General features: G+C 41.3%; 17 protein-coding genes and 3 pseudogenes. 11 read left to right on the forward strand and 9 right to left on the reverse strand.

The features are described 5' to 3' along the window. Positions 1–29: 29 nt before the first annotated feature. Positions 30–542 (forward strand): annotated as a pseudogene (locus AC1F2U_RS22575) (serine/threonine protein kinase); the annotation flags it as partial. A 320-nt stretch (positions 543–862) separates the two neighbouring features. On the opposite strand, the gene AC1F2U_RS22580 reads toward AC1F2U_RS22575, so the two are convergent. The 3 genes and pseudogenes from AC1F2U_RS22580 to AC1F2U_RS22590 form a co-directional block, all read right to left on the reverse strand. Continuing rightward, complete coding sequence (locus AC1F2U_RS22580; protein ID WP_480263102.1) at positions 863–3,400, reverse strand: calcium-binding protein; 2,538 nt, start codon at positions 3,398–3,400, stop codon at positions 863–865. A gap of 692 nt (positions 3,401–4,092) precedes the next feature. After that, positions 4,093–4,263, reverse strand: a pseudogene (locus AC1F2U_RS22585) (IS66 family transposase); the annotation flags it as partial. A gap of 72 nt (positions 4,264–4,335) precedes the next feature. Then, on the reverse strand, positions 4,336–4,701 hold the full coding sequence (locus AC1F2U_RS22590; protein WP_480263104.1) for a hypothetical protein: 366 nt from the start codon (positions 4,699–4,701) through the stop codon (positions 4,336–4,338). A gap of 2,056 nt (positions 4,702–6,757) precedes the next feature. Between AC1F2U_RS22590 and AC1F2U_RS22595 the strand changes: the two genes are divergently transcribed. The 6 genes from AC1F2U_RS22595 (at position 6,758) to AC1F2U_RS22620 (ending at position 18,243) form a co-directional block, all read left to right on the forward strand. Then, complete coding sequence (locus tag AC1F2U_RS22595) at positions 6,758–9,568, forward strand: beta strand repeat-containing protein (protein WP_480263105.1); 2,811 nt, start codon at positions 6,758–6,760, stop codon at positions 9,566–9,568. 207 nt (positions 9,569–9,775) lie between these two features. Then, positions 9,776–11,257 carry an ABC transporter substrate-binding protein gene (locus tag AC1F2U_RS22600; protein ID WP_480263106.1) on the forward strand — a complete coding sequence of 494 codons (1,482 nt, stop codon included), beginning with the start codon at positions 9,776–9,778 and terminating at the stop codon, positions 11,255–11,257. Positions 11,258–11,269: 12 nt separating this feature from the next. Next, positions 11,270–12,715 carry a sugar ABC transporter substrate-binding protein gene (locus AC1F2U_RS22605; RefSeq protein ID WP_480263108.1) on the forward strand — a complete coding sequence of 482 codons (1,446 nt, stop codon included), beginning with the start codon at positions 11,270–11,272 and terminating at the stop codon, positions 12,713–12,715. A 296-nt stretch (positions 12,716–13,011) separates the two neighbouring features. Continuing rightward, positions 13,012–15,492 (forward strand): hybrid sensor histidine kinase/response regulator, encoded by a 2,481-nt coding sequence (locus AC1F2U_RS22610; RefSeq protein ID WP_480263109.1) that lies wholly within the window; start codon positions 13,012–13,014, stop codon positions 15,490–15,492. 506 nt (positions 15,493–15,998) lie between these two features. Next, a complete protein-coding gene (locus AC1F2U_RS22615; RefSeq protein WP_480263111.1) occupies positions 15,999–16,811 on the forward strand; it encodes a response regulator in 813 nt (270 codons plus the stop codon). Between the two features lie 763 nt (positions 16,812–17,574). Continuing rightward, positions 17,575–18,243, forward strand: coding sequence for a sigma-70 family RNA polymerase sigma factor (locus AC1F2U_RS22620; RefSeq protein WP_480263141.1), 669 nt, complete (start codon positions 17,575–17,577; stop codon positions 18,241–18,243). Positions 18,244–18,330: 87 nt separating this feature from the next. On the opposite strand, the gene AC1F2U_RS22625 is transcribed toward AC1F2U_RS22620, so the two are convergent. From AC1F2U_RS22625 to AC1F2U_RS22635, 3 genes are all read right to left on the reverse strand, one after another. Beyond that, positions 18,331–18,537 carry a hypothetical protein gene (locus tag AC1F2U_RS22625; protein WP_480263112.1) on the reverse strand — a complete coding sequence of 69 codons (207 nt, stop codon included), beginning with the start codon at positions 18,535–18,537 and terminating at the stop codon, positions 18,331–18,333. A 123-nt stretch (positions 18,538–18,660) separates the two neighbouring features. Further along, positions 18,661–18,981: a hypothetical protein gene (locus AC1F2U_RS22630; protein WP_480263113.1), complete on the reverse strand. Its 321-nt coding sequence runs from the start codon at positions 18,979–18,981 to the stop codon at positions 18,661–18,663. A gap of 170 nt (positions 18,982–19,151) precedes the next feature. Next, positions 19,152–19,361: a hypothetical protein gene (locus AC1F2U_RS22635; protein ID WP_480263114.1), complete on the reverse strand. Its 210-nt coding sequence runs from the start codon at positions 19,359–19,361 to the stop codon at positions 19,152–19,154. A gap of 188 nt (positions 19,362–19,549) precedes the next feature. On the opposite strand from AC1F2U_RS22635, the pseudogene AC1F2U_RS22640 reads away from it, so the two are divergent. After that, positions 19,550–20,207 (forward strand): annotated as a pseudogene (locus AC1F2U_RS22640) (transposase family protein). 30 nt (positions 20,208–20,237) lie between these two features. Then, positions 20,238–20,399, forward strand: a complete 162-nt coding sequence (locus AC1F2U_RS22645; RefSeq protein WP_480263115.1) for a hypothetical protein — start codon at positions 20,238–20,240, stop codon at positions 20,397–20,399. 60 nt (positions 20,400–20,459) lie between these two features. On the opposite strand, the gene AC1F2U_RS22650 is transcribed toward AC1F2U_RS22645, so the two are convergent. Beyond that, positions 20,460–22,034: an AAA-like domain-containing protein gene (locus AC1F2U_RS22650; RefSeq protein WP_480263116.1), complete on the reverse strand. Its 1,575-nt coding sequence runs from the start codon at positions 22,032–22,034 to the stop codon at positions 20,460–20,462. A gap of 5 nt (positions 22,035–22,039) precedes the next feature. Beyond that, the gene (locus AC1F2U_RS22655) at positions 22,040–23,461 is read right to left on the reverse strand and encodes an AAA-like domain-containing protein (RefSeq protein WP_480263118.1); all 1,422 of its coding nucleotides are present in this window, start codon (positions 23,459–23,461) and stop codon (positions 22,040–22,042) included. 384 nt (positions 23,462–23,845) lie between these two features. Between AC1F2U_RS22655 and AC1F2U_RS22660 the strand changes: the two genes are divergently transcribed. Together AC1F2U_RS22660 and AC1F2U_RS22665 are read left to right on the forward strand one after the other, a co-directional pair. After that, positions 23,846–24,658, forward strand: a complete 813-nt coding sequence (locus AC1F2U_RS22660) for a class I SAM-dependent methyltransferase (RefSeq protein ID WP_480263120.1) — start codon at positions 23,846–23,848, stop codon at positions 24,656–24,658. A 113-nt stretch (positions 24,659–24,771) separates the two neighbouring features. Next, on the forward strand, positions 24,772–25,368 hold the full coding sequence (locus AC1F2U_RS22665; protein WP_334922894.1) for a Uma2 family endonuclease: 597 nt from the start codon (positions 24,772–24,774) through the stop codon (positions 25,366–25,368). 66 nt (positions 25,369–25,434) lie between these two features. Here AC1F2U_RS22665 and AC1F2U_RS22670 read toward each other — a convergent pair whose 3' ends face one another. Further along, positions 25,435–26,937, reverse strand: a complete 1,503-nt coding sequence (locus tag AC1F2U_RS22670) for a beta-barrel domain-containing protein (protein ID WP_480263121.1) — start codon at positions 26,935–26,937, stop codon at positions 25,435–25,437. Positions 26,938–26,974: the final 37 nt, after the last annotated feature.

Consider the following 26,974-nt stretch of genomic DNA (forward strand, 5'->3'; position numbering starts at 1 on the left):
AAATTCAGAAATCACCAGGGTTTAGCAGTATGGTCAGTATTCCCAGATACGACATAACTGAAGAAATCTACAATGGTTCTAGAACTCTAGTTTATCGGGGGTGTCGATAAACTGACTCATTACCTGTAGTAATTAAACTGCTAAAAAATTCATATCCCAGTTTCAGCGATCTGTTGCAGTTTCGCAATCAGTACACAATTGCCAAAAATCTTCACTCATCTGCGATCGTCCAAACCTACAGTCTGGAGGCGTATCAAAATGGTTATGCGTTGGTAATGGAAGATTTTGGTGGGATTTCTCTTAAAGATTATTTTGCTTGTTACCAGACGCCAGATATGGCGTATTTACAAGAATTTTTACTTTTAGCAATCGCTCTGTGTGATGCATTAGATATTCTAATCTATCATCGGATTATTCACAAAGATATTAAACCCGCCAATGTTTTAATTAATCCAGAAACTAAAGAAGTTAAGTTAATTGAGTTTAGTATTGCATCTCTGCTGCCACGGGAAACTCAAATTCTGAATTCAAATTCAATCTTATTTAGCTCAGAGTCGTTTTGATGATTCGATTCAGACTGCGATCGCTCGTCAAATTGTTGAGGAAACCCATGATGGAGGCTTGAGTTGCAATTCTGTACTTGGTGAAGGAACAGAATTTGCCATTGAAATTACAGTATTTTAACTCTACCTAGCTAAGAGGATGTTTTAAAAATATTGGGCGAATAGAATTCGCTACTACACAAATAAAGTCTACTAATGCAAAACTCTTGTTTTGCATTAGTAGACTGATAAGAATTACGTAAACAACTGCAAACTTCTTAATTGGCAACTGTTTCCGCTTTTCTTAGTACCATTTGTCTTTAGACTACAGTGATTCCTAGCGTATAAGAACCAGGGTCAAAATAGCCAGAACTGAAAGTTCCGCCATTTTGAGGGAAGTAATCATAATCACTTACTGAAATAGAGTAAGTACCTGCCCCTAGTGAAGCGGTGATTGATTGAGAAGTACTGGAACTCTGTAAGTTCCCAGCACTATTAAATAGGCCGAGAACTGGAAAGATACTACTGTAATTCGGCGTGCTGATAGTCACAGTTCCTGGGTTGGCTAAAGAAAATGTGAAAAAGTCGAAATCAGGATTGTTCCCTGGAAGTCTTGCCAGTTGAGCAGAGGTATTAACTTCTGAACCTGATGTTAAATTACCTAGCTTCTCAGCAGTGGCTAGTGTGTTGTTTGTCCCTTGTCCAGCATCTTCTTTCTCGTAGAACAGGAAGTCGTCACTATCAAGCCTCAGAGACGACGCTTGCACAACACCAACGAGTTCATCTAGCTCTCCTGAGTTGTCCAGAAATACCCTTGTATCGGCTCCCACAGTCTGCAAGCGATAGTCTGCCAGTGTTCCTTTGAGCTGGATTGTATCTTCGTTGGAGTTGAAGCCACTGATGGTAGCGTAGTCTGCCAAACCACTACTTCCACTGTTGTTATCGTCATAGAAGACATTAGTAGCATCTCCAAGTAAGAACTGATCTTCCCCAGGCCCTCCAGTTAGGGTATCAACCTCCCCTAATCCAGGAGAATCAGAACCGTTAGTATCAACGCCTATGAGGACATCATTTCCAGGCCCTCCAAGGAGAGTGTCATTGCCGACCCCGCCACGGATGGTGTCATCGCCTTCTCCTCCTTCGATTTGGTCATTGCCAGCCCCGCCAAACAGGCTGTCATTCCCATCCTCGCCCAAGACGAGGTCATTACCTTCCTGACCATCAAGAAAGTCATCGCCATCCCCACCAAACAAGGTGTCATTGCCGCCTCTGCCAAAGAGGGTATCACTGCTGCCTCCTCCAATCAGGGAGTCGCTAAAACTAGAACCAAAGACTTGCTCGATATTGAACAGGACATCACTCCCATCTCCCCCACTGGCAGTTCCAGTGCCAAGGTCAACGGTGACTCCGGCAGTGGCATTTAAATAATCAGCAGTATCAACGCCATCTCCACCAAAGAGTTGGTCATCCCCGCCTCCACCAAGGAGAGTGTCATTGTCACCTCCACCAAGCAGAATGTCATTGCCGCTGCCGCCTAGCAGGGTATCATTGCCTTCTCTACTAATGAGAGTGTCACTCCCGTCCTCACCAAAGAGTTGGTCATTGCCAGCCCCACCAAGCAGGATGTCAATGCCGCTACCGCCAAGCAGGGAGTCATTGCCGTACCCGCCATTGATAAAGTCGTCGTTAGCCCCGCCAAGGAGAGTGTCATTGCCGTTATCGCCAAAGAGGCGGTCATTACCAGCCTCACCATTGACAAAGTCATTCCCGTCCCCACCACTGAGGAAGAAGTCATTGCCAGCTCCGCCAAGGATGGTGTCATTGAACCTAGAACCAACGATTCTTTCAATCTCCAACAGGACATCATTCCTGCCCTGCCCTGTAGCGGTTCCAGTGGCAAGGTTAATCGTGACTCCGGCAGTGGCACTGAAATAATCAGCAGTATCAACACCAGCTCCACCCAAGAGTTGGTTATTGCCAGTCCCACCACGCAAGATGTCATCGCCAGCCCCACCACGGACAATATCGTTGCCTTCCTCGCCATCAAGCAGGTCATTGCCAACTCCACCATCAAGCAGGTCATTGCCACCTCTACCAAAGAGGGTGTCATTACCGCGCCCGCCAGTTAGAATGTCGCTGAAACCAGAACCAAAGACTTGTTCGATATTAAATAGGACATCATTCCCAGCCCCTCCACTGGCAGTTCCAGTCGCTAGGTTAACGGTGACACCAACAGTGGTATTTGAATAGTCAGCAGTATCATTGCCAGTCCCACCAAAGATTTGGTCATCCCCGTCCCCTGCTTCGAGTCGGTCATCGCCAGCCCCGCCAAGGAGGGTGTCATCGCCAGCCTCACCAATCAAGTTGTCATTGCCATCCTCGCCATCAATCTGGTCATCGCCAGCCCCGCCATTGAGCGTGTCAACCCCTTCCCCGCCAAAGAGTTGGTCTTCACCGTCTTCTCCAGCGAGTCGGTCATTTCCGTCCCCGCCTTCGAGAAGGTCATTGCCAGATCCAGCAAGGAAAACATCATTACCGAACCCACCAAGCAGGGTGTCGTCACCGCCTTTGCCAAGGAGTTGATCGTTGTCCTCCTCGCCATCGAGAAGGTCATTGCCAGATCCACCAAGGAGGACATCATCGCCGAACCCACCAAGCAGGGTGTTCTCGCCGTCCTCACCATTGAGAAGGTCATTGCCGTCCTCGCCATTAAGCGAGTCATTGCCAGCCCCACCCAAGAGGTCATCATTGCCGCCCCGACCAAAGAGGTTATCATCACCGCCCTGACCAAGGATAGCGTCATTCTCAAACGTGCCAATTAGAGTGTTATTCGTGTTGTCTCCAATAAGGTCTGCCATATCAATCCCCTCGGTTATAAGTTTGATTCAGAGATATTCGCTGGAAGAGGTGTCATCTATGAGTAGCCCTGCCAGCGGGTCTACGGTGTACACACAAGTCTTTTAACATTGCCTCACAAGCTTTTGATCCCCCCAACCCCCCTTAAAAAGCTACCGTGTATACACAAGTTGAGTTAGGAATCAAATGGACACAAAAGAACGGAAAATTATTTTTAAAATCCTTGATTTTCCGTTAAACTTCTATCAATAAGCTGACACTCTTGATAATCAGCTTGTTCAGTTCAAAACCTTGCCTACTAAGGCTTGTATCTTACCAGGCAAGGATTTTAGGACTTGTGTATACACCGTAGCCTTAAAAAGGGGCGCAAAAGCCCTTCAAAGTCCTCCTTAAAAAGGGGGACTTAGGGGGATCTTCAACGATTTTGATTTTATACAAAGATGTGTCTACACCGTAGGCCAGGGGGGAGAAACCCTAGATAGGTAGTTCAAATAAATGCAGCATCTACTTAGACTGGTTTCGTAACCGCTCAATAATCCGGGGGAAATCGCTCAGTGACAAGGCTCAAATGGCGTAAACTCGTTCCTGAACTGTTAATTCGCCCCGATTTATTGAGCGGATACCTGGTTTCTTGGTCTAGACACTTCCTAAATAGTTATCACTAGCATAGAGCAAACGTATGTTATTTACTACTAAAAACTGTGTTGGCAAAAATCCACAACCATTCTTTTACACCTTTGACCACCCAAGGTGTTTCATCTGCATGGATATTGGGCTGCGTCTGTTGTATCCACTCTTTGAGAGAGTTAACACTTTTATCCACTGCACTATCTATTCTTTCATTTGTGGTTACTAGGGTTCCTACCCACATTCCGCAGGTAGACAAAATCTTTCGATATTTTTCAAATGGTGGTTCTACACATATTCATATCGGGAATTAGGAATGCTTAACATCTAGAAAAGGCAGTTGCTTGGAACCATTAGCGCCAATAACTTCAATACCTTGTTTGCCACGAATACCGTCTACTGGCAGAGAAACTGTATAAGGTGCGGTAGCTGGTAGTCCAATTCCGGGCAAAGTACCAACGACCTCAACTCCCCAATATTCAGGTTGCTGGACGTATACAAGTGGCACAAGATTCACTTCCAAATTCAAGTATGGTTTCGTTCCTCTGACAACTAAAATATAAGTGTCACTTACTATACCAGGAAGAATTTCTGCTTCTTCAAAGTCAATTAATCGAGATGACTCTGGTTTTGGTAAAGCTCGAAATTGACTAAGACTTTGCTCTAATGTACTCATTTTTTCTCCTGTAGAAGAACTATGTTGTTGAAGCAACTAATTAAGGAGATAACAAGATATTTTCAATCTTGTACCTTCAACTTTTTAGTTTCTTAGTTAATTCATCAAGGTAGAAAGCAAAGTTTATGCAATGCCAACTTATTCTTTACATTTATTTATCAAGCTCAGAAATGACCATACAAGGTGGTTAATCTAGAAGAATCCTGGCGTTGGCAGTGATGTACCGTCGATCTCTTCGTTTGCGATCGCATGATCCTTGAAATCATCAGAGTTCCTGCATTACCCGAATAACGATCTCGAACAGTTCGCGTGCAGAGATACCACCACTACCTTTGGCAATGGGGATTTGCAATGCACTCAGCCGTGAACGACAAATCGGTTCGACTAGATCGTAAGGAAGGATGCGATCGCGATCGTACCCTTATAGTTAGCATTGCCAGAAGAAAATAGCACCGATTGAGCTTTGAATATGACATAACTATTTTCTTTGCCTACTTACAGCAGTTTTCATGTATTTGAATCACACCTGTCGTAGGGGCGCAAGGCCTTGCGCCCCTACCGCGTGGTCTATTTACCTGAAAATAGCTGTAAACAAGCAGCATATAATACGCTAAATCGATAGATAAATAGTTTTAACTGTATATAATACTGATTGTATGAAGAATTAATTAAGTGAAGGGGAATAAATTTATATATCTATGAGTACTAGTTGAGCTTTACTGCCATCTATATGAATACTATACTGATGCCAATTTAAAAAAGTTTTGCTAATCATAACGCGCACTCTCTTGTATCTATATATTGATATTGCATTCTTTTTTCAAATTGGCATGGTTAAAGAAATCCACTATTTAATATGCCTTCATTTCCTGACGACTGTTTTTTTGAATAAAAATCTATTTTTGTCCAAAACTTCCCAATATAATCCAGTTTCAGATTCACTGTCCTCAGTAGTTTCTTTGCGATGGCTAGGACGGGTTACGCCTACGCTACGGGAGTATGTTTGGTGGAGGTTATCCTTAATTAACTCTTGATAATGTGCCAATTCTCTGGAGCGATCGCTTTCAACTCCTGTAACTTATCGTCATAACCTCACAGCATAACCCCAGATTTCAAAAATTCTTACAGCTTGCTTGTCTACTAAGGGCGACGACACGCTACAAGAGCAAATCAAACAACTGTTTAGCTGCTATTTAGCTGCTGCATTCTGAGTTATTAGTGGTTCTCAAGACATGAAGAATATATAAAGATAAGTACTGACATTATACCGATCGGCAAATAATGTGAAGAGTATGCAAAGATATGTCTTTAAGTGTGGACATCTCAGTAAATATTCAGATATGGTTATCAAAGTGTTATTTAGATGTTCCCTATTTTTAAGCTACACACCCACGGGCAATAGCCCACAACAATTGCATAAAAATTATTTCCCTATCGAAAGTGAATTATTCTCTATATTTACAACAGTAGGGCTACGCTCTGATAAGAAATATGAAGTGTGGGTTTTAGGCATTCAAGCTTGATTTTTCGACACTTTGTCAGTGATGGCTGGGTTGATCTGCGGATCGAGAATGATAAAAAAGTGTGAAACCATCTGTTTTCCTAAATACACGCTCATAAATATGTACAATGCTAAGACTTAGATAGTCTTAACTAGCATTATTAACGGGTACACAAATAACGAATGAAAAAGGAAATAGGGAATAGGCAAAGAATTTAACTTTGAATCTCCTGCCCTTCGGGTTCGGCAGTCCCCCAGACGCTCGTTCGCTCCTAGCGTCTCCCCTTGGGAGAAGACTCGCTAACGCTGCGCTATCGACGGGAACCGGCAAGACGGGCGCTGCCTCAACTCCTGCCTTTTTCAAGTCAGTTAGATAAGTCCTACTTACAAGCTCATCAATAGGGTAAATCTTCGAGAAAATGCTAACCCTCAAGGGTGACATAACAGTATGTCGAAAGCATCAACTCTCGGCGATTTCCGTGTGTCCTCAAACAACATTAACAACAAGTTAATAGCTGAAGTTACTCAAAATATCGATTCAGGAAGGTAAGAGTTATGGTGAATATCATTGGAACCAACGGTAAGGATACTCTATTAGGTAGCCAGGACGCAGATACAATTAACGCTAAAGTGGGTGATGATATCATCGATGGCAAAAATGGCAACGACCTTTTAAGCGGTGATGCCGGAAATGATACCCTCATTGGTGGTGCAGGCAATGATACTCTCCTTGGTGGTACAGATAACGACTCCCTCCGTGGTGGTACGGATAACGACTCCCTCCGTGGTGGTACTGGTAATAACCTGCTGCGGGGTGATGAGGGAAATGATACCCTTGATGCTTCCTATTCTTCTGGAAATAACATCCTCGGTGGAGATGCAGGGGATGACTACCTTGATATTAGCTATTCTGCTGGCAACAATACGGTTTCAGGCAAAGACGGCGATGATTCCTTTTACGCTGATGAAGTCGGGGGTAGAAACACTCTAAATGGAGGCGCTGGTAATGATGACTTCCATTTGTCCGTCTCAAAAACTTCCCCCTCTTCCTTAACGACTCAAAGTGTAAATGGAGAAACAGGTCAGGATTATTTATCTGTATATTACACCCGTGCTACTAAAGGAATCACTTCGAGTTTCGATGCTGCTACTAACACTGGCTCAATTCGGGCTGGCACAAATCGGATTAACTACACCAATATCGAACAATTAGAAATTAGAGGTACAACCTACGCTGATTTTATTGTCGGAAGCAATGGCAACGATCTACTCTTCGGAGGCAGTAGTGGCAACGATTCAAATTATGGCAATGATACAATTTTTGGCGGTGAAGGTAACGATTACTTGAATGTTGATTATTCAACAAGCAATAACATCCTTAACGGTGGTGTTGGTAACGATCAATTCAGTGCTACCTCTTCAACAGGCAATAACCTGATTTGTGGTGGGGATGGTAGTGATAATCTCTCTGCGTCTAAGACAGATGGCAATAACACGCTCAACGGCGGTGCTGGTGACGATCGATTAGATGCTAACTATTCAACAGGCGATAACATCCTCAATGGAGGAGATGGCAATGATTCTCTTACTGCCTCAGGCGATTATGACTATTCCGCCTCTTTTACCTCCGGTGATAACACACTCAATGGTGGTGCTGGTGACGATCGATTGAGTGTTAACTATTCAACGGGCAATAACATCCTCGATGGGGGGGATGGCAATGATTCTTTCTTTGCCTCTGGCTACTACGACGACAAAAAAGCCGAAGGCAGGTTTGGTAATAACATTTTCAACGGAGGGAATGGTAATGATTCCTTTTCTTTCGTTTTATATACTTCTCCACCTTCCTTAGCGACTCAAACAGTAGATGGGGGGACAGATAACGATTTGTTGAGCATTTCGTATATCTATCCTAGTAGGGGAATTATTTCGACATTCAATGCTGCTACTAACACTGGCTCCATTAGGGCGGGCACGGATCTGATTAACTACAAGAATATCGAAGGATTACATATCTCAGGTACAGCCTACAATGACTTGATTGTGGGGAGTAATGGCAACGATACTATCTCGCTCTATGGGAGTAGTAGTGGCAATGATACTATCGATGGCGGAAAAGGTGATGATTTATTGGAAGGCTATTATTACAGTAATTCTAGCGGGGGTGAGGGAATCACTTCGACATTCAATGCTGTTACTAACACTGGCTCCATTACATCAGGCGCTAATCAGGTTAGCTACAAGAATATTGAACGATTAAATATCTCAGGTACAGCCTACAATGACTTGATTGTAGGGGGCAATGGCAATGATACACTCACTGGAGGCGATCGCGGCAAAGATACCATAGATGGAGGGAAAGGCGACGATTTGTTGTCTTTTTATAACTATTCCATCGGCCAGGGAATCACTTCGACATTCAATGCTGCTACTAATGCTGGTTCGATTACAGCAGGCCCGAATCAGGTTAGCTACAAGAATATCGAACAATTAAATATCTCAGGTACAGACTACGATGATTTGATTGTGGGGAGCAATGGCAACGATACCCTCGCTGCGGGACGTGGAAATAATACGATTCTCGGCGGTGCAGGTAAGGATTACTTGAGTGCTGACTCTTCAAATGGTAATAATTCGCTCTCTGGTGGTGATGATAATGATTCTCTTGATGTCTCTGGCTCCTACGACGACTACCGAGGCAATTTTTATCTCGATGCTATCTCTGGTAAGAACACCCTCAATGGTGGCGCTGGTGACGATAACTTAGTTACTAACTATTCATCAGGCAATAACCTACTCAATGGGGGCGATGGCAATGATACTCTCACAGCCGCTGGTTCAGCCTCCTTATATTCTTCATACGGAGCTTATACTGTCTCTGGGAATAACACCCTCAATGGTGGTGCTAATGACGATCGCTTGATTGTTGACTATTCATCAGGCAATAATCTACTGGATGGAGGCGATGGTAATGATACTCTCACAGCCTCTGGCGCTTCTGGTAAAAACACCTTCAAAGGTGGCAAAGGTAATGACAACCTTTATGGAGGAGCGGGTACTGATACCTTTGTTTTCAATAGTTTCAGTGAAGGGGTTGATAATATTTATAACTTCAACGTGACTAATGAACTGATTCAGGTATCGGCTGCTGGTTTTGGTGGCGGGTTATCGTCAGGTTTACTCTCAGCTAGCTCTTTTACCCTTGGAACATCTGCAACAACCAGCAATCAGCGATTTATCTATAACAATACTACAGGTGCGCTATATTTTGACCAAGATGGTAGTGCGGGTGGATTTGCTCAGGTACAATTTGCACAACTATCTGGTGGAGTGTCGCTAAGTCAAAATAACTTGCTAGTTGTTTAATCCTTAACCCCACAGTCAAATAGAAATCTTCAGAATGCGAGGTGTTATATTCAGCACCTCGCATTTGAATAATTACTTCAATCGGTTCAAGGAGGAAGCAATTGCCTATTTCTTTTAAGAGCGATCGCTTGTAAATTATTGAGAGATCGACAAAAAGCCTTAAATTGAGTATATCTATTCAGTTTAAATATCAGCTCTAGAAGTGTGGTGTCCAGAAAAAAAGCCAGTCAGATTACTCAAGTCTTGAAGAGTCAGCAGAGAGCTAAAGAAGCTTTTAGCGTAGTACCAAGACTAACCAACCGTCGCTACGCACTCATCGCATTAATCCTCTGCTTGATAATTGTTGCTTGCACTAACACATATCAATCCTCCCCTTCCCCACTTAATAAGTTATCCAGTGAAACTACCGATTTAAGGATTTGGTGGGATAAAGGTTTTACTCAGGAAGAGGATGAAGCTCTCAAGCAACTAGTTAGTGAGTGGGAAAAACAAACCGGCAACAAAATCAAGCTTTCTTTATATTCCACAGATGAGCTAACACGGAAGATTCAAAGAGAAATTCAGGCTGGCAACCTACCTGATATTGTTACCAGTTATACTGCCGATCGAGAAATTATTCCCCGTTTAAGTTGGGAAGGCAAACTAGCAGATGTATCAGATGTAATTGAGCCACTTAAGAGTTTTTACCCGGAAGAAATCCTTAAAACTGTTCAGTCTTATAACAATGTTACTCAAAAGCGAAGCTACTATGCTCTGCCAATGAGCCAAGCAACTATTCACATTTTTTACTGGCGAGATTTGCTAAAGCAAATAGGTCGTAAAGAAAGTGATATACCAAAAAATTGGGATGCTTTCTGGGAGTTTTGGAAACAAATACAGGATGACTTGCGGACAAAACAAATACCAGATAAAAAACAGAATATTTATGGATTAGGATTTACCTTCGGCATTAGTTCTGCTGATACATACTACTTATTTGAGCAGATTTTAGAAGCATACGACGTGCAAATTTTAGATTCTATGGATAAACTGCTCCTTGACGAGCCGCAAGTGCGTCAAGGTATTATTAACAGCTTAAAATGGTACACAAATTTTTATCAGCAAGGCTACGTCCCACCAGATGCTATAAATTGGTTGAATCCAGATAATAATCGCAGCTTACTCAATCAAAGCGTGGTTATGACTCCTAACAACTCGCTTTCAATTCCTGCTGCTGTGCGGCAAAACCCTGATACATATTATCAAAAGCTTGGTATCTTAGAGTTTCCAAATAAACCTAATGGCTTGCCAATGCGCTACTTAATTACGGTTAAGGAAGCGTTTTTATTTGCCGATTCTCAGAAACAGAAACTAGCTAAGGAGTTTCTTGCATACTTAATACAACCAGAAGTGATGGGAAATTATCTCAAGGCTTCTGGAGGTCGTCATTTACCAGTTTTAACATCGGCATGGGAAGATCCTTTTTGGAAAAATTCCAAAGATCCCTATCTCTCGACTGCCATTAATATATTTCTCAACAGAGAAACTCGCCCATTTTATTTTGTCCAAAACCCATCCTATAGCTTGGTTTTGAAAGATAATGTCTGGGGTAAGGCGCTCAATCGAATTGTTGTAGATAAAATTTCTCTAGAGCAAGCAGCTGATGAAGCGATCGCACGAATTAAGCAAATTTTTGACCAATGGCAGTAAGCTTTTATAAAGATGATATTTAAAAGAAAAGCTAGTGAAATTGCTAAAGGCTTTCATAATCAGCCGCAATATCACCATTATCGCAGATATGTGTTCATCGTATTGACACTCAGCTTGATAATTATTGCTTGTACTAACACCTCTCAATTAAACCAATCTTCAGTCACCCATTCCCCTACTGACAACACAGTTTTAAAGATTTGGTGGGATAAAGGTTTTACTGTGGATGAGGATGAAGCAATCAAGCAGTTGGTGGGCAACTGGGAAAAACAAACTGGTAATCAAGTCAAGCTTTCCTTCTATATCGGCGATGAGTTACCGCAGAAGGCGCGTAGGGCCATTCACGCGGGTAATCCACCCGATATCATGATGAGTTACGGCGCTGAGAGAGCCTTGAATCCATATCTGGCTTGGGAAGGGAAACTAGCGGATGTAACGGATGTAATTGAGCCAGTCAAAAATCTTTATCCTGAATATGCTCTGCAAGCTGTTAATTATTATAATAATGCTGCAAAAAAGCGAAGCTACTATGCAGTTCCAATTAATCAGGCAACGGTTCATATTTTTTACTGGCGAGACTTGCTAGAGCAAATAGGTCGCAGTGAAAACGATATCCCCAAAGATTGGGATGGTTTTTGGCAGTTTTGGAAACAAGTACAAAATGATGTGCGGGCAAAACAGCAAAAACAGGATATTTATGGGTTAGGTTTTCCTTTTTCTACTGGAGCTTCAGATACCTACATCTTTTTTGAGCATATTTTAGAAGCATACGATGTGCAAATTCTCGACTCCAAGGGTAAACTCCTGATCGACGATCCAAAGGTCAGACAAAAAATTGTCCAGGCATTAGATTGGTATACCAAATTTTACCAACAAGGTTATGTGCCACCAGATGCACTCAATTGGTTAAATCCAGATAATAATCGCAGCTTGCTCAACCGTGTGTTGGTAATGACTCCTAACAACACCCTCTCAATTCCTTGCTCTGTGCGCCAAGATCCCGACACCTATCGCCATAAGCTTGGTATTTTAAAACTTCCCAACAAACCCAACGGCAAGCCAATGCGTTATCTACTCACACTTCGGCAAGCAGTTTTGTTCGCCGATTCCCAGCAACAGAAAAAAGCTTTGGATTTTCTTGCATATCTCACCCAATCACAGGTGATAGGTAAGTATCTGAAAGCTGCTGGAGGTTGTAATTTACCTGTCATCAACACACTTTGGCAAGACCCATTTTGGAAAAACCCAGATGACCCACACGTTTCAACTGCGGTCAAGACCGTAACGGAAGGTTCAACGCGGTTGTTTTATTATGTCCAAAACCCGGCATACAGCGTAGTGTTAGAGGAGAATATCTGGGGAAAAGCTCTTAATCGAATAATTGTAGATAAAATTTCTCCAGAGCAAGCAACTGATGAAGCAATTAAGCAGATCAAACAAATTTTTGCTCAATGGTAATCAATAATTATTTATCCAGAAAGGCAGAGGGCAGGAGGCAGGAGGCAGAAGGAAATGCTGCAACAGTCCTCTGGCTGTGACCGAACGCGAGTGCGTCTCCAAGAGTTGGGAACAAGGGTTTAAAACCCCGTCGTTTACACGGCGCTTACAATTGGAGTCTGAATCCTCGCCCAATTGTTCCTTCTGCCTTCTGCCCTCTGCCTCCTGCCTTCTTCAAATTAACTAAAGGAATAACCTATCTGCATGAATAATAAAAAAGATAAATATTTTTAGAATAAGAAACAAGTTGTAAATATATGAACTTCTGGAATCAGCACCTAACTATTAAAGTTGCCAGTTCCTTCTTATTCCTATCCTTGGTAACTGTAGGTGTAGTAGGAGGATTTGCTTTTATCAATGCGAGGGAAGCTTTGAAGCAAGCTGCTTTTGAACGACTCAGTGCTGCTGCTACCCTGAAAGAAGAAGAAATTACCCGTTGGTTTGAAGACCAAGAACGAGACTTTCTCCTAGTAACTCAGTTTCCAGACGTACAAAATAATTTTCAAATACTTTTAAATTCCAAACCCGCCGACGCAAATTATCGTAAAGCTTACAAAGTTCTCTCAGATTATCTCGCAAATATGGCTAAAATTAAGCCAAGTCTGGGAGAAATTTCCATTCTTGACCGGAGCAATCGGATTATTTTATCTACTAATAAACAGCGTGAAGGTCAATATGAAATTTCAGCTAACATCACCTATATTGAACAGATTCAGCCAGGAGACTCTTTTGCCCCCATCTTTTATGCCTCACCGATTACTGGTAAGCCATCAGTGACTTTTGCAACTCCTCTACGTGATGCAGCCAAGATACGCCAAGGTGTTCTTTTAGCCGATCTAAATTTAGGCAGAATAGATCAAATTGTACGGGAACGTACAGGCTTAGGTAAGAGTGGAGAAACTTATTTAGTTGGTTCTTTAGTAACTAAAAACGCTTTTATTTCTAAAGATAAAGATGAAACACCGGACTTTTCTCAAGGAGTTAGCAGCCAAGGTATTGATTCAGCAATGGGTGGAATTAGTGGTCAAGGACTTTATCCAAACTATGCTGGAGTGTTAGTAATTGGGGTATATCACTGGCTCAACGACCAAGACTTAGCCTTAATGGTGGAGATGAACCAGGAAGAAGCCTTTGCGCCGGCTCAGCGATTAGCAGGAACGATGATGCTAGTGGGATTCTTATCAATGGGATTTCTATTGATTGGAGTGTCTTGGCTAACGCGACAGTTAAAAATCTCTGGCGAACAGTTAGAGAATTACAGCCATAGATTAGAAGTAAAAGCCAAAGAAGCCGAAACTGCCAATCGTGCCAAAAGCGAATTTCTCGCAAACATGAGTCACGAACTTCGTACTCCCCTTAACAGCATCCTTGGCTTTACTCAGCTAATGATGCGCGATTCTTCTATCAATACTTCTCAGTTGGAACATTTAGAAATTATCAGTCGCAGTGGAGAACATTTGCTTACCTTGATTAATGATGTGTTGTCAATGTCCAAAATTGAGGCGGGTTTAACGACACTGAATAACAATAGCTTTGACTTGTACACTCTACTTGATTCACTTGAAGAGATGTTTCAAATTAAAGCGGAAACCAAAGGTTTACAGTTGATGTTTGAACGTAGACCGGAAGTTCCTAGATATGTGCATACAGATGAAAGTAAATTGCGTCAAATCTTAATTAACCTCCTTGGTAATGCTATCAAATTTACTCAAGAAGGTGGCGTGAGTTTGCGAGTCAGGATGAAGGAAGAAAGTAGACTACAGCAGCAAGAATCTGCACAAGCAATAAAAAACTCCCATCCTTCATTCTTCTGGCTTCATTTTGAAGTTGAAGATACCGGGACAGGGATTGCACCTGCCGAAATTGAAAAGTTGTTTAAACCCTTTGTTCAAACAGAAGCAGGTCAGAAATCTCAGCAAGGAACAGGTTTGGGTTTAACTATTAGCCAACAATTTGTGCATCTAATGGGGGGAAGTATTACTGTTAGCAGTACTTTGGGACAAGGAACGATTTTTTCTTTCGATCTCCAAATTAGTCTAGCAGAAGTAGCTGAAGCTCCAATTCGACAGCTAAAACGACGAATAATTGGTTTAGAGCCTAATCAACCAAAATACCGAATCTTAGTAGTTGAAGATAAATGGGAAAATCGCGAGCTCTTAGTCAAGATGCTAGTATCCCTTGGCTTCGAGGTACGTCATGCTGAAAATGGTCAAGAAGGGGTGACTCTTTGGGAAACTTGGGAACCACAACTGATTTGGATGGATATGCGGATGCCTGTAATGGATGGGTATGAAGCTACTAAACAAATTAGAGCTACTTTAAAAGGTCAAGCTACTGTCATTATTGCCCTAACTGCTAGTGCTTTTGACGAGGAACGCTTTGTGGTTTTATCGGCAGGCTGCAACGATTTTGTGCGTAAGCCGTTTCGAGAGGAAGTAATCTTGAATATGATGTCTAAATATTTAGGGGTGCGTTATGTATATGAAGAGAAACCCCTTCAAAAAGACGAATTTACCGAAAATTCCGACCTTAAACTTTTATCATTAGAAGAGATGCTAGCTCAGATGCCTACTGAGTGGGTAGCACAACTCCACCAAGCGGCACTGTGTACTGATGAAAAGCTGATTTTTAGCTTGCTTGAGCAAATTCCTGAAGAATCTGCTTTTTTGACAAACACTCTGTCTGATTGGGTTAATAACTTTCGCATTGATAAAGTTATTGATTTAACACAATCGTAAAAAATGATTTTTGAATCAAAATTTAGAAGTCAAAATTCAAAATTCAAAATTCAGAATTTAGGAGTGAGAACAAGAAAGTGGGGGATTGATATGATGTCTGCTTGATTACTTATTAAACGCATCTGGCTCGTGGGGTGCAATGACTGTGGAAATCATAACTAATTAGCCAGACTTGATATAAGATACGTCACTAATTAAACATCGCTAAATCTTAGTGTAGCGAATGCACCAGAAGATTTGGTGGGGATCTTAAACCCATTCACCAGTCGGACTTTAATTAAATTCTGAGAGGTTGTTTGAAAGGTGGTTGGCTGTGATTTTAGGCACTAACTGATCCCCCCTAGCCCCCCTTTTTAAGGGGGGAACCGGAATCAAAGTATCCCTTTTTAAAGGGGATTTAGGGGGATCTAGAACGTTTTGTTACCGAGAAGAAAACTTTTCAAACATCCTCTGAATTCTGATTTCTGATTCCTGAATTCTTTTTTAATAAATTAGTTCTAATAAATATGGATAACCATCAAGTTCAGCTAACAAAAGCAAATATTCTTGTTGTTGATGATACACCTGATAATTTGCGACTTTTATCCGCTATGCTAACTCAGGTTGGCTATGAAATTCGGAGAGTTATTAACGGACAAACGGCTTTGAAAACAGCACAAGCTGCACCGCCCGATTTAATTTTGCTTGACATCATGATGCCAGAAATGAATGGTTATGAAGTCTGTCAACATTTGAAAGCCTCAGAGAAAACCCGCGACATTCCAGTGATTTTTATTAGCGCCTTGGATGAAGTTTTTGACAAAGTTAAAGCTTTTGCTGTCGGGGGAGTGGATTATATTACCAAACCTTTTAGTGAAGAAGAGGTTTTTGCGCGTGTAGAAAATAACTTGACTATCCGAAGGTTGCAAAAACAACTGACCCAGCAAAATATCCTTTTGCAACAGGAAATTAGCGATCGCCAAAAAGCAGAATCAGAACTGCGCCTCAGTCAGTTTTATCTAGACAAATTTAAGGATTCTATCTTTTTTGTCAATTCGGATGCCCAGCTTGTTTACGTGAATGAAGCCGCCTGTCGTCATCTTGGCTACTCCCGCGCACAATTGCTGACCATGACTGTTTACGATATAAATCCAAATTTTTCGACGATTGCTTGGCGATCGCACTGGCAGGACGTTAGAGAAAAAGCCTCTCTTACTTTTGAGTCTAGCCAACGAACCCAAGATGGTCAGGACATAGCCGTGGAAATAACTGTCAATTATCTAGAGTTAAACGGACAGGAGTATCATTGTGCTAGTGTCCGCGATCTCACCTCCAACTAACACCATTTCAACAAGCAAATAAAGTAGCTTGGATCAAAAATTCTGTAAATGTATAAGTAGTCTGAGATTGCTGAAAGATACCTTTAGTTAAGGCTTCTAATCCAAAACTGCTAACACAGGTGGGAAAAATTTTTTCTGACGTTACCGACATTTTTTACATAAATTAATAAAAGTTTGACGGCAAAAATCCTGACAAATTATGACTTTTTCATACTGTTAAAAGTGAGTAATTCACTTAAATTAAAGGTATGGTCAAAGTAAACTTCAATCCAAAACCTCAAGAACGTCTAATAAGTAGAGGCAGAAGGGAAAACCCCAACAGCAACAAGTTCTTCTGGTTTGCATTTTACATTTAATTATGTCCTCCTACTAAGCTGATTATGTGGATTGAGTGGAGTCGGTGAGCAAAAGGGTATTGCCCATTGCAACCATGCTGTTATTACCTCTAATATCTGACAGATAATGACAGCATCAAAAATCAAGCAAAGAGCGGCTTGGGTACTGCATCAAGCTTGCAAAGTATCCAGAATAAATAAATTTGAGGAAAGAAAATAAAATGCTAAAAAATACTATAAACCAAGATTTCATCCCGCCTGAAGAAGCAATTTATCGTTGTATTCAGGTCTGTGAGCAAGGAAATATGGATAGCATTGCTGTTAAAACTGGTGAGGTAAGCAACAATTCTTTTACTGTAGCAGATGTTACTACTGATTTAGACATTCAGAGTCATTCACTACCAGTAAACCAAGAAGTCAAGCATCTGTTGTCTAGCACCTCAGTTAAGGAGCATCTAAATGAACAGCTAACATCCTTAGTTGCCCAAGCCCGTAGACATCCACCTGGAAGCCATCAACGTCAGAAGTTGCTCACGCAAATCATTCGTTTGACAGAAGGTAAACTCTGGAAGGAAAATACCCCCTACTATCAAGACGCACTGCAACAAACTTGGTTGTATTTCTGCCGCAACGTTTGTGATGGTCTGACAGGTCAAGCCTATGACTCCACTCAAGGTAGCGTGATTAATTGGCTAGATGCTTACCTAAAACGCAGACTACAAGATTTTTATCTCAACCAAAACCGGGAAAAAGCCACAACAGTCTCCTTTAGGGTTCATCAGTCTAAGTCGGGTGAGATTGGTGAAACTATTGACCCGATAGATAATATACCAGCTACCCCCCAAGCACCTCCCATTTTGGAAAACCTGGAGATATGGGTGGAGACAGACTCGGATATGGAACTACGTAGTACTCACATTAAAGGGCGTCCAGACGTAAATTGTCAGGTATTAATTCTCAAACGCTTACCCCCGGAAGTTAGCTGGAAAGAATTATCTAAAGACTTTGGGCTGTCAATTGCGACATTAAGCAGTTTCTATCAACGGCAGTGTCTACCACGCTTGCGGAAATTTGCTGAGATAGAGGGTTTATTCTAAATGCTATTTGGGCATGAACAGATAAGTACTAGTAGCGTACTCTCTCTCAAAAAACCTTCTAATAATGTCCGTTGCAAAGCTGATACTTTAATAAAGTATCGACTTAAATAAAAAACCAATAATTAGACCAACTATTCCAGCAATTAAACCGGCACACAAGAAGTAAAAAAACAATTCCAAACTTGCCTGAATATTTGGGGTATATCTGAAATAAAATATTGCCCAAATCGCTCCAAGCATTCCTAAAATTACTGTTGGAATCGTTACGATTGCTATGACACTTTGAGTTTTCATTTATATATGTATAGTATTATGAACCGTAAAAGTTCCTAGTTAAACACATAACAGCTTGAATTAGACAAAAAATCAAAAAATACGCACGAATAGAGCTAAAAACACGTATTTATCCAGAACGGATTATGAATAAAATCTGATGAAAATCAATCCTCCTAAAACTGCTCCTTCAATAATGCCTATAATCCAGAAAAGAAAAATCCAACAGAACCAGACTATGCCTTCACCGCCAATAAATAAACCACCTGTGGCTTCTTTATATTCCCTCGAACCAACTAAATGACCAATAAAAACACCAACGATTCCACCAAGCAATCCTCCCAAAAATGAGTATAAGAATAAGTTGAGATTTATTTGAATATTTTGGCTATACAGTAGATAAATTATTGCCCAGAGCAATCCTATGATTGCTGAGATTCCTACTGAGACTGTGATAGCAAACATTATCACTTTCATCTCTTTTTTCGCGGTCTTAGCTATGGGTAAACATATAAGGTTTAGACTTAATAGTAACATGACAAAAAATATCGCCAGAAAACGGGAGCATCCCAATTTTGCAAAAAGAGAGGAAAAAACCCAGATTATTAGGGAGGGTTAAGACTCTGTTGGCGAATTCATATAAACCGCAATTTCTGGTGTGAGTAACTATGACATTTCAAAGTTTTGAGGATAGCGATCGCATTGTTCGAGACGGCTTTAAACACCTGTTTTAGACTCAGAAACCCGTGTAAAATCATCATGCCAAATGCGGTAAAAGCCGTCTCCAAAAAGGCTACTAAAATCGTAATTTTGCCTCGTTCCCAGCCTCCAGGCTGGGAAACCATTTTGCGAGGCTCCGCCTCCTCTTTCTTGACCAGAGGCAGAGCCTCTTAAAAGTCGTTCCCAGTCTTTAGACTGGGAACAAGGCTTGAGGGGAGACAAAATACCCTGGAATAGATATATGGCAAGTAGTGTAGCAATTTATGGTAAAAGAAAAAGAGCATTAATTCTCAATAAGCTCTATTTAATGATAATGTTACCAGAATTCTACGAAACAAACCTCAAGCGAGAATTGGGACGTGCAGAATATTTATTACTAAAAATCCTGATAAATTTATTACAATCTATTAAAACTGTAAGCCTTGAGACATTGGCTACAGCTTTACCTATTCCAATATTGTTTGAGAGTAGAAGAAAAAAGATTCAACGTTTTTTATCTCTGAATTACATAAATGTTGAAGAAATATGGTTTCCCATAGTTAAAAGCGTTTATTCTCACTAATTTTGATACTTTAGAGGCGAGTATTAAAGCTTATAAAAAACGGTTTGATATTGAAGAGATGTTTAGAGATTTTAAGAGTGGTGGTTACAACTTAGAAGATACTAATGTATCAGGACAACGGCTAATTTCATTAATATTATTAATCTCACTTGCCTATACCGCTGCAACTATATCTGGTCAAAAAATTAAACGTATGGGTGTTCAAAAATATGTCGGACGAATTAAAGAATCTGGGCGGATTGTTCGACGACATAGTAGTTTTTATATTGGATTATATGGATCTAACTGGGTCAATTTTATGGAAAATTCTTATGAATTAGTCGCCAAATTATTGACACTAAATCCTAATAAGCGTAAGTACTACCAGCAAGGGGAGAGGGCTATGAGGCTTATTTTATCTGCATCCTAGCCCTTTTTGTAGCCCCGCAAGGTCTCAGTGATGCCGAAAGAAGGAGCCTCCCTACCTCATTCCAAAGTTGTGTTTATGCCGCTCCACCATCCGATCCGCTATGGGCGCTCGACTGCCGCGTGGAGAAAAGAAACACCTGCTAAATCTCTAGATAAATATCTCAAAATTCTGTTTGAGCATATTCAAGAGTAATATAACGGCTGCCACCTAAATTGAGTAATTTTTCATGAGTAGAATTATTTTGTGTTCAGTTCAAGGTTGATCTAGTAATTGCTTTGAAGTCACTGAACAGTGCTTTTTATACTCGAAAGTCACCATTCCCAATCCTAAAACAACTATTAATGCCCAACCGAACGCGCCTATAAAAAATAATCTTTGAAATCTAGCTGCTTTTTGCTCTTGAACTAGTCTAGCTTTAACTTCTTTAGTTCGTTCTGCTTCTAACCATGTCTCAACTTCTCGCCGATCGCATTCTTGGCTAGCTGCTAAAAACTGATAATCTAAATCACTCAAGCTTTTGCCTTGCGACCAAGCTAGAGCTTCATGTAAAGCTGTCCCGCGTAATAGTCGGGAATTATCACTGTGTCCTGAGATTACCCAAGCGTTGAATGCTTGGGAGTAAGGTCGTAATTTTGCTAATTGTTTTTCTACCCAAGTTTGGTTAAAAACCTCTTCATAAATCCGATTTTTTACTATTAGTTGCCCTTGCTGCTTGGTTACTAAGCCCGATAACAGCAGTTCTATTTGTTCTTCTCCATCATCACTAGCTATCTGAATCCCTTGTAAAATTTGCTGGTAAAGTCCTAGCAAACCTCCAGCACGCTGCTCATTTCTCAGCAAGCGATCGCGGATTGTTTTCAAATGCTCTGGATCGTCTTTGGCTTCCCATTTCTCAATAATATGGGTTTGCACTAGTTTTTCTAAAATTAATAAGGGGAATTGGTAATAAAAATTTATCAGATGTTGATTAATAATCGGTAAATGGTTATCCAATTTATAACGCTCATCAACTTCTATACTTCTGTGATCTTCAACATTTTTACTTCCACAGGTTCTTTCTTGCACTACTATCTGACATAGCTTTTGAGTTAGAAATGGCTGCCCATTTGTCCAAGCTAAAATTTCTTTGAGAACTGCCATCGGATTAGCTACTTTACTTTCTAAACCTGCCGCTAATGGCTGAACTTCCGATAAATTAAAGCCGTGCAGTTCAATAGATTTACCAATATTAAATGGGGTACAGTTGCGATCGGCAATCAAATCTGAAGGGGTTGCGACTCCGAACAGCGCCCAAGTTAGACGGTTATATTCGGGATTTTCGGCTCGTTGATTGTAGCAGGAGCGAATTAAAGTAAAAAAATCGACTACCGGAAAATTTAAACCTAAAACACTATCAATTTCATCAATAAAAATAAATATTTTTTCAGTTTTTAGTTCAACTAACAAAATGTCTTCAACAAACTGGCTCAATCGCTGTAATGCAGGTAAATCTTCACGCTCCGACCACCAGGCTTTTATATTAACTTTGCTAAAGAGATTAAAGCTCCTTAATAAGTCAACTACTATGCCCTTATACCATTGAGCAGGAGTAATATTACCGTTGCCGATGCGAGTCATGTCGATAGATGCACAACTGTAGCCTGCTTGTTCTAATCGGTGTCTTGTTTGTAATCGCAAGCTAGATTTCCCCATTTGTCGGGAACTAAATACATAACAAAATTCGCCTTGAATTAAAGCATTATAAAGTTCAAAGTCAGCCTGCCGTTCTACATAGCTAGGAGCATCGACTTTGAGACTACCGCCAATTTGATATTCGTACTTATTCATAGCGTTTAGGTTAATTGCTCTTGGAAATATAGCTGATACAAATCACAGCTAGGCATTGCCTGATTTCCTTCAAGTTTTACCAGACCCATACTTTCTAATTTATAGGCAGCGATCGCTTCTAGTTGTACACTTGTGGGAGAGGTAACTACCCGTTTGAGTGCGATCGCAAGTTCTGGATGTTCTTGGAGATTGGCTAGATGATGCCGTAAATAGTTGCTATAAATACCAGCGATTGTGGGAGCCTCTTGTAATAGCTGCTCTAGGGTTACTGTTTGATTTCCCAGGTTATAAAGAGCCAGACGAGCTAAATAAGGATGACCGCCAATCATTGCTCGTAGCGGAGCCAGCTTTTCCAATCCTTTCTCACCTTTAGCCCAATCCAATCCATGACGCACTGCCAAATCCTGCATCTGCTCTAAACTAAATTCTGGTAACTTAATCGGCAGCCCCACATTGAAAGGTGATTGATTAATATCTAACGGGATATAAGCTTCCGTGGCATGAACTACTACTAATCGCAGTTTTTGCCAGATTTCTAATTCGGAAGCATCTTCATACCAAGAACGCAGTAGCGGCAGAAAGTCTCTAGAGATTTCTGGATACTCAAAAATTCGATTCACTTCATCCAAAGCTAAGACTACCGGAGCGTCGATTTTTTCTAGCAAATACTCCTGTAAATACAATGTGCAGCTAACTTTGCTACCAATATCCTCATCCCAATAATCATCTAGTCTGATTTCTAGGTTCAACTGCCGACTGACGTTAGCACAAAACCAGCGTAAGAATTTTTCTAAGCTAGTGAAAACTTGACTATCTGCCCTCTGTAAACCAATCTGTACAGTGTGTACCCCAGTCTGTTTGGTATGAGTAAGAATCCTGTGCATTAGGGATGTTTTTCCCATTTTGCTGGGGGCTTTGATTCTGATTAGGCTTCCAGGTTTATTGATTTCGGTATAGGTGCGTTCTTCAATTGGCGGACGTTCTATGTAAAAAAAGGAATTTAGGGGTACTGAACCACCAGGATTTTCTAAAAAGTCGGGATTAGAGACTGGGGTTTTTCTCTCGTCTTGTTTTTCGATTACCAAAGAAGACGCTGATATCCCATCTTTGGCTCTGCTTGTTGGCTGAGACTGTCTCAAGACTGCTGGCACAGGTTGTAGTTTTTCTGAGATAACGCTATTTTGCGCTCGCCGTCTCAATACTGAGCGAAAATTACTTTTTGTCACTTCCTCCCCGAAAGCTTGTGAAAGTAGCTTCCATAACTTAGAACCAACATCTTTTATATAATTGGCATCGTAACCACAGCTTTCGGCAATATCTGGATAAGTTTGTCCTTCCCAAGCTTTACGAAATATGATTTCTTGAACATCACTTAAGCCATGTTCAAGAAATGTATCTAAAATTACTAGCGCTTCTTCTATATTCATTTGTAAAAAGAATAAAGTTTGTTTTAAATAAGACTTTAGCGGAATTTTTCAAACTTTTTTCAGTATTTACTTAAATTTAAACAGTTAACTTCATTTCCGCCTGCCATTTTCAGGTCTTAAGGAATGTCAAAAAATAAATTCTCCAATACTCCAATAAATGTAGAGAGGGTTAGCGACAGCGTAACGTACTCTGTACAATTTACATATAGCTATCGTAAGGAGTGCTTGTTTGTTTTAACCAGCACCCTAAAGGATCGATAGCTATATGTAAATTGGCTCAATTAAAAACTGTCTGGAGTATTGCTCTATTATATTTGCAGTTTATTTCTCGTTCCCCGATTGGAATCTAGGAACACCAGTAACGAGTGTAAGTAGGAGATGATTATGCCGAGATGGAACGCAGAAAAAAAACAAGCGTATCGAACCGAGATAATTCAACGCGTCACCGCAGCCATGCCCTCAGTAATGCAGGAATATGCCTCGATTAATTGGGAAGAGGAACTCAAAGACTACCATACTGAGCATGAATATTATCCTGACTATATCCACGCTCCCATTCATGGGTCAACTGATTCCTACACTAACCCTCAGTCGTGTTTAGCTTGGGATGCTGTGATGGATGCCATTATTCCCCTCAGCCATAATGTTAGTTGTCAGCAGTTGCGCGAGAACATGGCTGAACTAATTCCTCAAGACGCTCAAATTGAGACGGTGCTAGAGCTTGGTGCAGGTACGGCTGGTGGAGCGCTGGCACTGGCACAGCGGTTTCCACAGGCCACTTTTCGCATTACTGATGTTTCACCTTATATGCTGGTGATTAGTCAGCACAAATTTAACAAAGCTGGATTGAGTGAGCGGGCATCGTTCGAGCAGGTGGACGCTCGTAACACTGGCTACCCTGACAACTCCTTCGATCTTGTCACATCATCACTACTCTTTCACGAGACACCTAAAGAGTGGACTCCTAAGATTCTTAAGGAAATGTACCGGATCACCAAACCTGGAGGTTGGGTACTATATGCTGACACCTATCGGGGTGAATACGCCCTCAGTGCTTCTTTTCAAGAACCGTGGTTGGATGACTTTATCCATTTCAACTTCGAGTATGAGTTTGCGAAAGCAGGTTTTACAGAACTCAATTACATCCGCTATGCTGTGGGTTTGTGGTATATGGTTGGCCGGAAGCTAGAAATGTAAGGATAAAACAAGCACTTTCGATCGCGATCGCATCTCTCAATGCAAGTAGAATAATGAAACGATCGCCCTCCAAACCTGATTATTTCTAATCTGGAAATAAACTGGAGACTCAAATGACCCCAGCAACGATAGCAACACCAAAAAAAGAATCACCTCTTCTATTTGAGGGAATGACCTGGAGAGAGTTCAAAGCAGTTGAGCAATTGTTAGACCGTCCAGGATATCGGCTCTCTTTTCTGAATGGAATTCTGGAAATACGACGAATGCCTGGAGAACCACACGAAACCGTTAAAGAAAGGATCGGTGCTTTGTTAGAGCTTTATCTGCTCATGACAGGGTTCGACTTCACTCCAACTGGCTCAATGACTCTGGAAAGTGAAACAGTCGCCGTCAAGCGAGAGGCAGATAAATCTTATAAACTTTCTCCCGGTCGGATGCTACCCGATCTGGCGATCGAGGTGGTATTTTCTAGTGGTGGCATCAACAAACTGGACGCATACAAGCGGCTGAAGATTAAGGAAGTGTGGTTTTGGGAAGATGGTGTGTTAGAAGTCTATCATCTGCGGGGAGAAGGCAATACACTTCACTATGAAAAGGTTTCTAGTAGTGAAGAGGTGAAAGGAATCGATCTGGATTTGTTGTTACGTTGCATGAATATGGTGAATCACGTAGAGGCGATCAAGACTTTTCAACAGGCGCTCCAGAAATAGGCGATCGCACATACTTATGAGATGCTGGGTTTCACGCTTGAAAATTGCTGTTAAAAAAGATTTTGTTCAGCGCAGAGACTTTAAGCTTTCAGTCTTTTGCACTAAGAAATCAGTGAAGATACTCATAATTGTGCGCTGACGCAATTTCACATTAGCATCAATAGACATCCCTGATTGCAATGGAATTTGACGCTGATTAATCAGTAACTTTTGCCCATGTAAGCGGACTTTTGCGGAAAAACGCCAGAAATTATAAACTTGGTCTGGAGGTAGGGCATCAGAGCCAATCTCAACTAGTTCGCCTTTGATATCACCATACTCTTGGAAGGGAAAGGAATCAATTCTCACATCCACTTGTTGTCCTTCTTTGACAAAGCCGATGTCGCGGTTGGTGATGTAGACGTTAGCAACCAAGTTATCACTAGGAACGAGTTTCAGAAGCGGTTCGCTGGAATTCACTACAAATCCGGCTGTTTTGGCTTTGAGTTCAAAGACGGTTCCATCTACGGGTGCGGTAATTTTCTGATATTTCAGGGTTTGTTCTGCCTGAGTTAATTTACTATCAATCTCTCCAATCTGACCGTTAATTTCATAGAGGCGTTTTTGATTATCTACAATTACCTTGGTTAATTGGCTGTCAATTCCGGCAATGTTTTTGTCATTATCTGTAATTTTGGCAAGTAAGTCTTCTTGAGACACAGCCGCAGTATTGCGAAATTTTTCATTTGACTGTGCGATCGCTAATTGTAATCGCTGCTGTTCCCGATTCAATCGGATTACTTCTGCTTGTTTAGTGCTGACATCCTGCTGTTGTTTTAAGTACTGCACCTGGGAAATCGCCCCCTGCTGCGCTAGAGGTTCAAACTTGCGGAGAATTTGTTTATTAATTGTCAGCAACTCTTTAGCGCTACTTAATTCTGCCTGAGTCTGGAAAAATTGCTGTTGTGTCTGTCCCGTTTCTAAATTAGCTGTGGCTAAACGCGATTCTAATTCTATTTGGCGATTTCGCAAGCGTAACTGTTGCTCTCTTGTGAGAGAACTTCCAGCAGTCGCACCGTTTAATTGTGTCCGGTACAACTGGTTTTCGGCAATAATCGCGGCTCGGCTCTTGGTCAAAAAGGCAAGTTCTGGTTTAATTTTCAACAGAGCAGTTTGCTGTGCCACTTCCTGTAGTGATATGTTCCCTTGAAGCTGACGGCGATAGAAATCATTTTCTTGCTCTAGCGCCTGTTTCGCCAGCAATTGAGCCGCTCGACTTTGCTTTAATGAAGTTAACTCCGCCTCCGAAGAAGTTTTTTCTAGGGTAACGAGTGTTTCACCTTTTTTGACTCGCTGACCATCTTTGACTAGAATCTCATTGACAACACCATGAATCGGAGCCTGAATTTCTTTGACTGCACCCTTTGGTTCTAACTTGCCAGTCGCATGAATTGATTCATCAATTTGGAAGACTGAGGCCCAGATTACGGTGAAGGCGCTAACTCCGATAATAGTCCAAGCGATCGCTCGTGACCAAGTAGGAGTTTGTTGTAAAAGTACTGGTTGATCGAATTTATATTGAATATTCATAAATAAAAGTGTTGCGTTCTATGTTTTAAGCCTGAGT

It is taken from the genome of Nostoc sp. LEGE 12454 (assembly GCF_056620565.1).

Excerpts from the sequence above, each read along its gene's own strand:
- AC1F2U_RS22580 (WP_480263102.1), bottom strand. The coding sequence starts at position 3,400 with ATGGCAGACCTTATTGGAGACAACACGAATAACACTCTAATTGGCACG.
- AC1F2U_RS22590 (WP_480263104.1), bottom strand. The coding sequence starts at position 4,701 with ATGAGTACATTAGAGCAAAGTCTTAGTCAATTTCGAGCTTTACCAAAA.
- AC1F2U_RS22595 (WP_480263105.1), top strand. The coding sequence starts at position 6,758 with ATGGTGAATATCATTGGAACCAACGGTAAGGATACTCTATTAGGTAGC.
- AC1F2U_RS22605 (WP_480263108.1), top strand. The coding sequence starts at position 11,270 with ATGATATTTAAAAGAAAAGCTAGTGAAATTGCTAAAGGCTTTCATAAT.
- AC1F2U_RS22610 (WP_480263109.1), top strand. The coding sequence starts at position 13,012 with ATGAACTTCTGGAATCAGCACCTAACTATTAAAGTTGCCAGTTCCTTC.
- AC1F2U_RS22615 (WP_480263111.1), top strand. The coding sequence starts at position 15,999 with ATGGATAACCATCAAGTTCAGCTAACAAAAGCAAATATTCTTGTTGTT.
- AC1F2U_RS22625 (WP_480263112.1), bottom strand. The coding sequence starts at position 18,537 with ATGAAAACTCAAAGTGTCATAGCAATCGTAACGATTCCAACAGTAATT.
- AC1F2U_RS22630 (WP_480263113.1), bottom strand. The coding sequence starts at position 18,981 with ATGTTTGCTATCACAGTCTCAGTAGGAATCTCAGCAATCATAGGATTG.
- AC1F2U_RS22635 (WP_480263114.1), bottom strand. The coding sequence starts at position 19,361 with ATGGTTTCCCAGCCTGGAGGCTGGGAACGAGGCAAAATTACGATTTTA.
- AC1F2U_RS22645 (WP_480263115.1), top strand. The coding sequence starts at position 20,238 with ATGCCGAAAGAAGGAGCCTCCCTACCTCATTCCAAAGTTGTGTTTATG.
- AC1F2U_RS22650 (WP_480263116.1), bottom strand. The coding sequence starts at position 22,034 with ATGAATAAGTACGAATATCAAATTGGCGGTAGTCTCAAAGTCGATGCT.
- AC1F2U_RS22655 (WP_480263118.1), bottom strand. The coding sequence starts at position 23,461 with ATGAATATAGAAGAAGCGCTAGTAATTTTAGATACATTTCTTGAACAT.
- AC1F2U_RS22660 (WP_480263120.1), top strand. The coding sequence starts at position 23,846 with ATGCCGAGATGGAACGCAGAAAAAAAACAAGCGTATCGAACCGAGATA.
- AC1F2U_RS22665 (WP_334922894.1), top strand. The coding sequence starts at position 24,772 with ATGACCCCAGCAACGATAGCAACACCAAAAAAAGAATCACCTCTTCTA.
- AC1F2U_RS22670 (WP_480263121.1), bottom strand. The coding sequence starts at position 26,937 with ATGAATATTCAATATAAATTCGATCAACCAGTACTTTTACAACAAACT.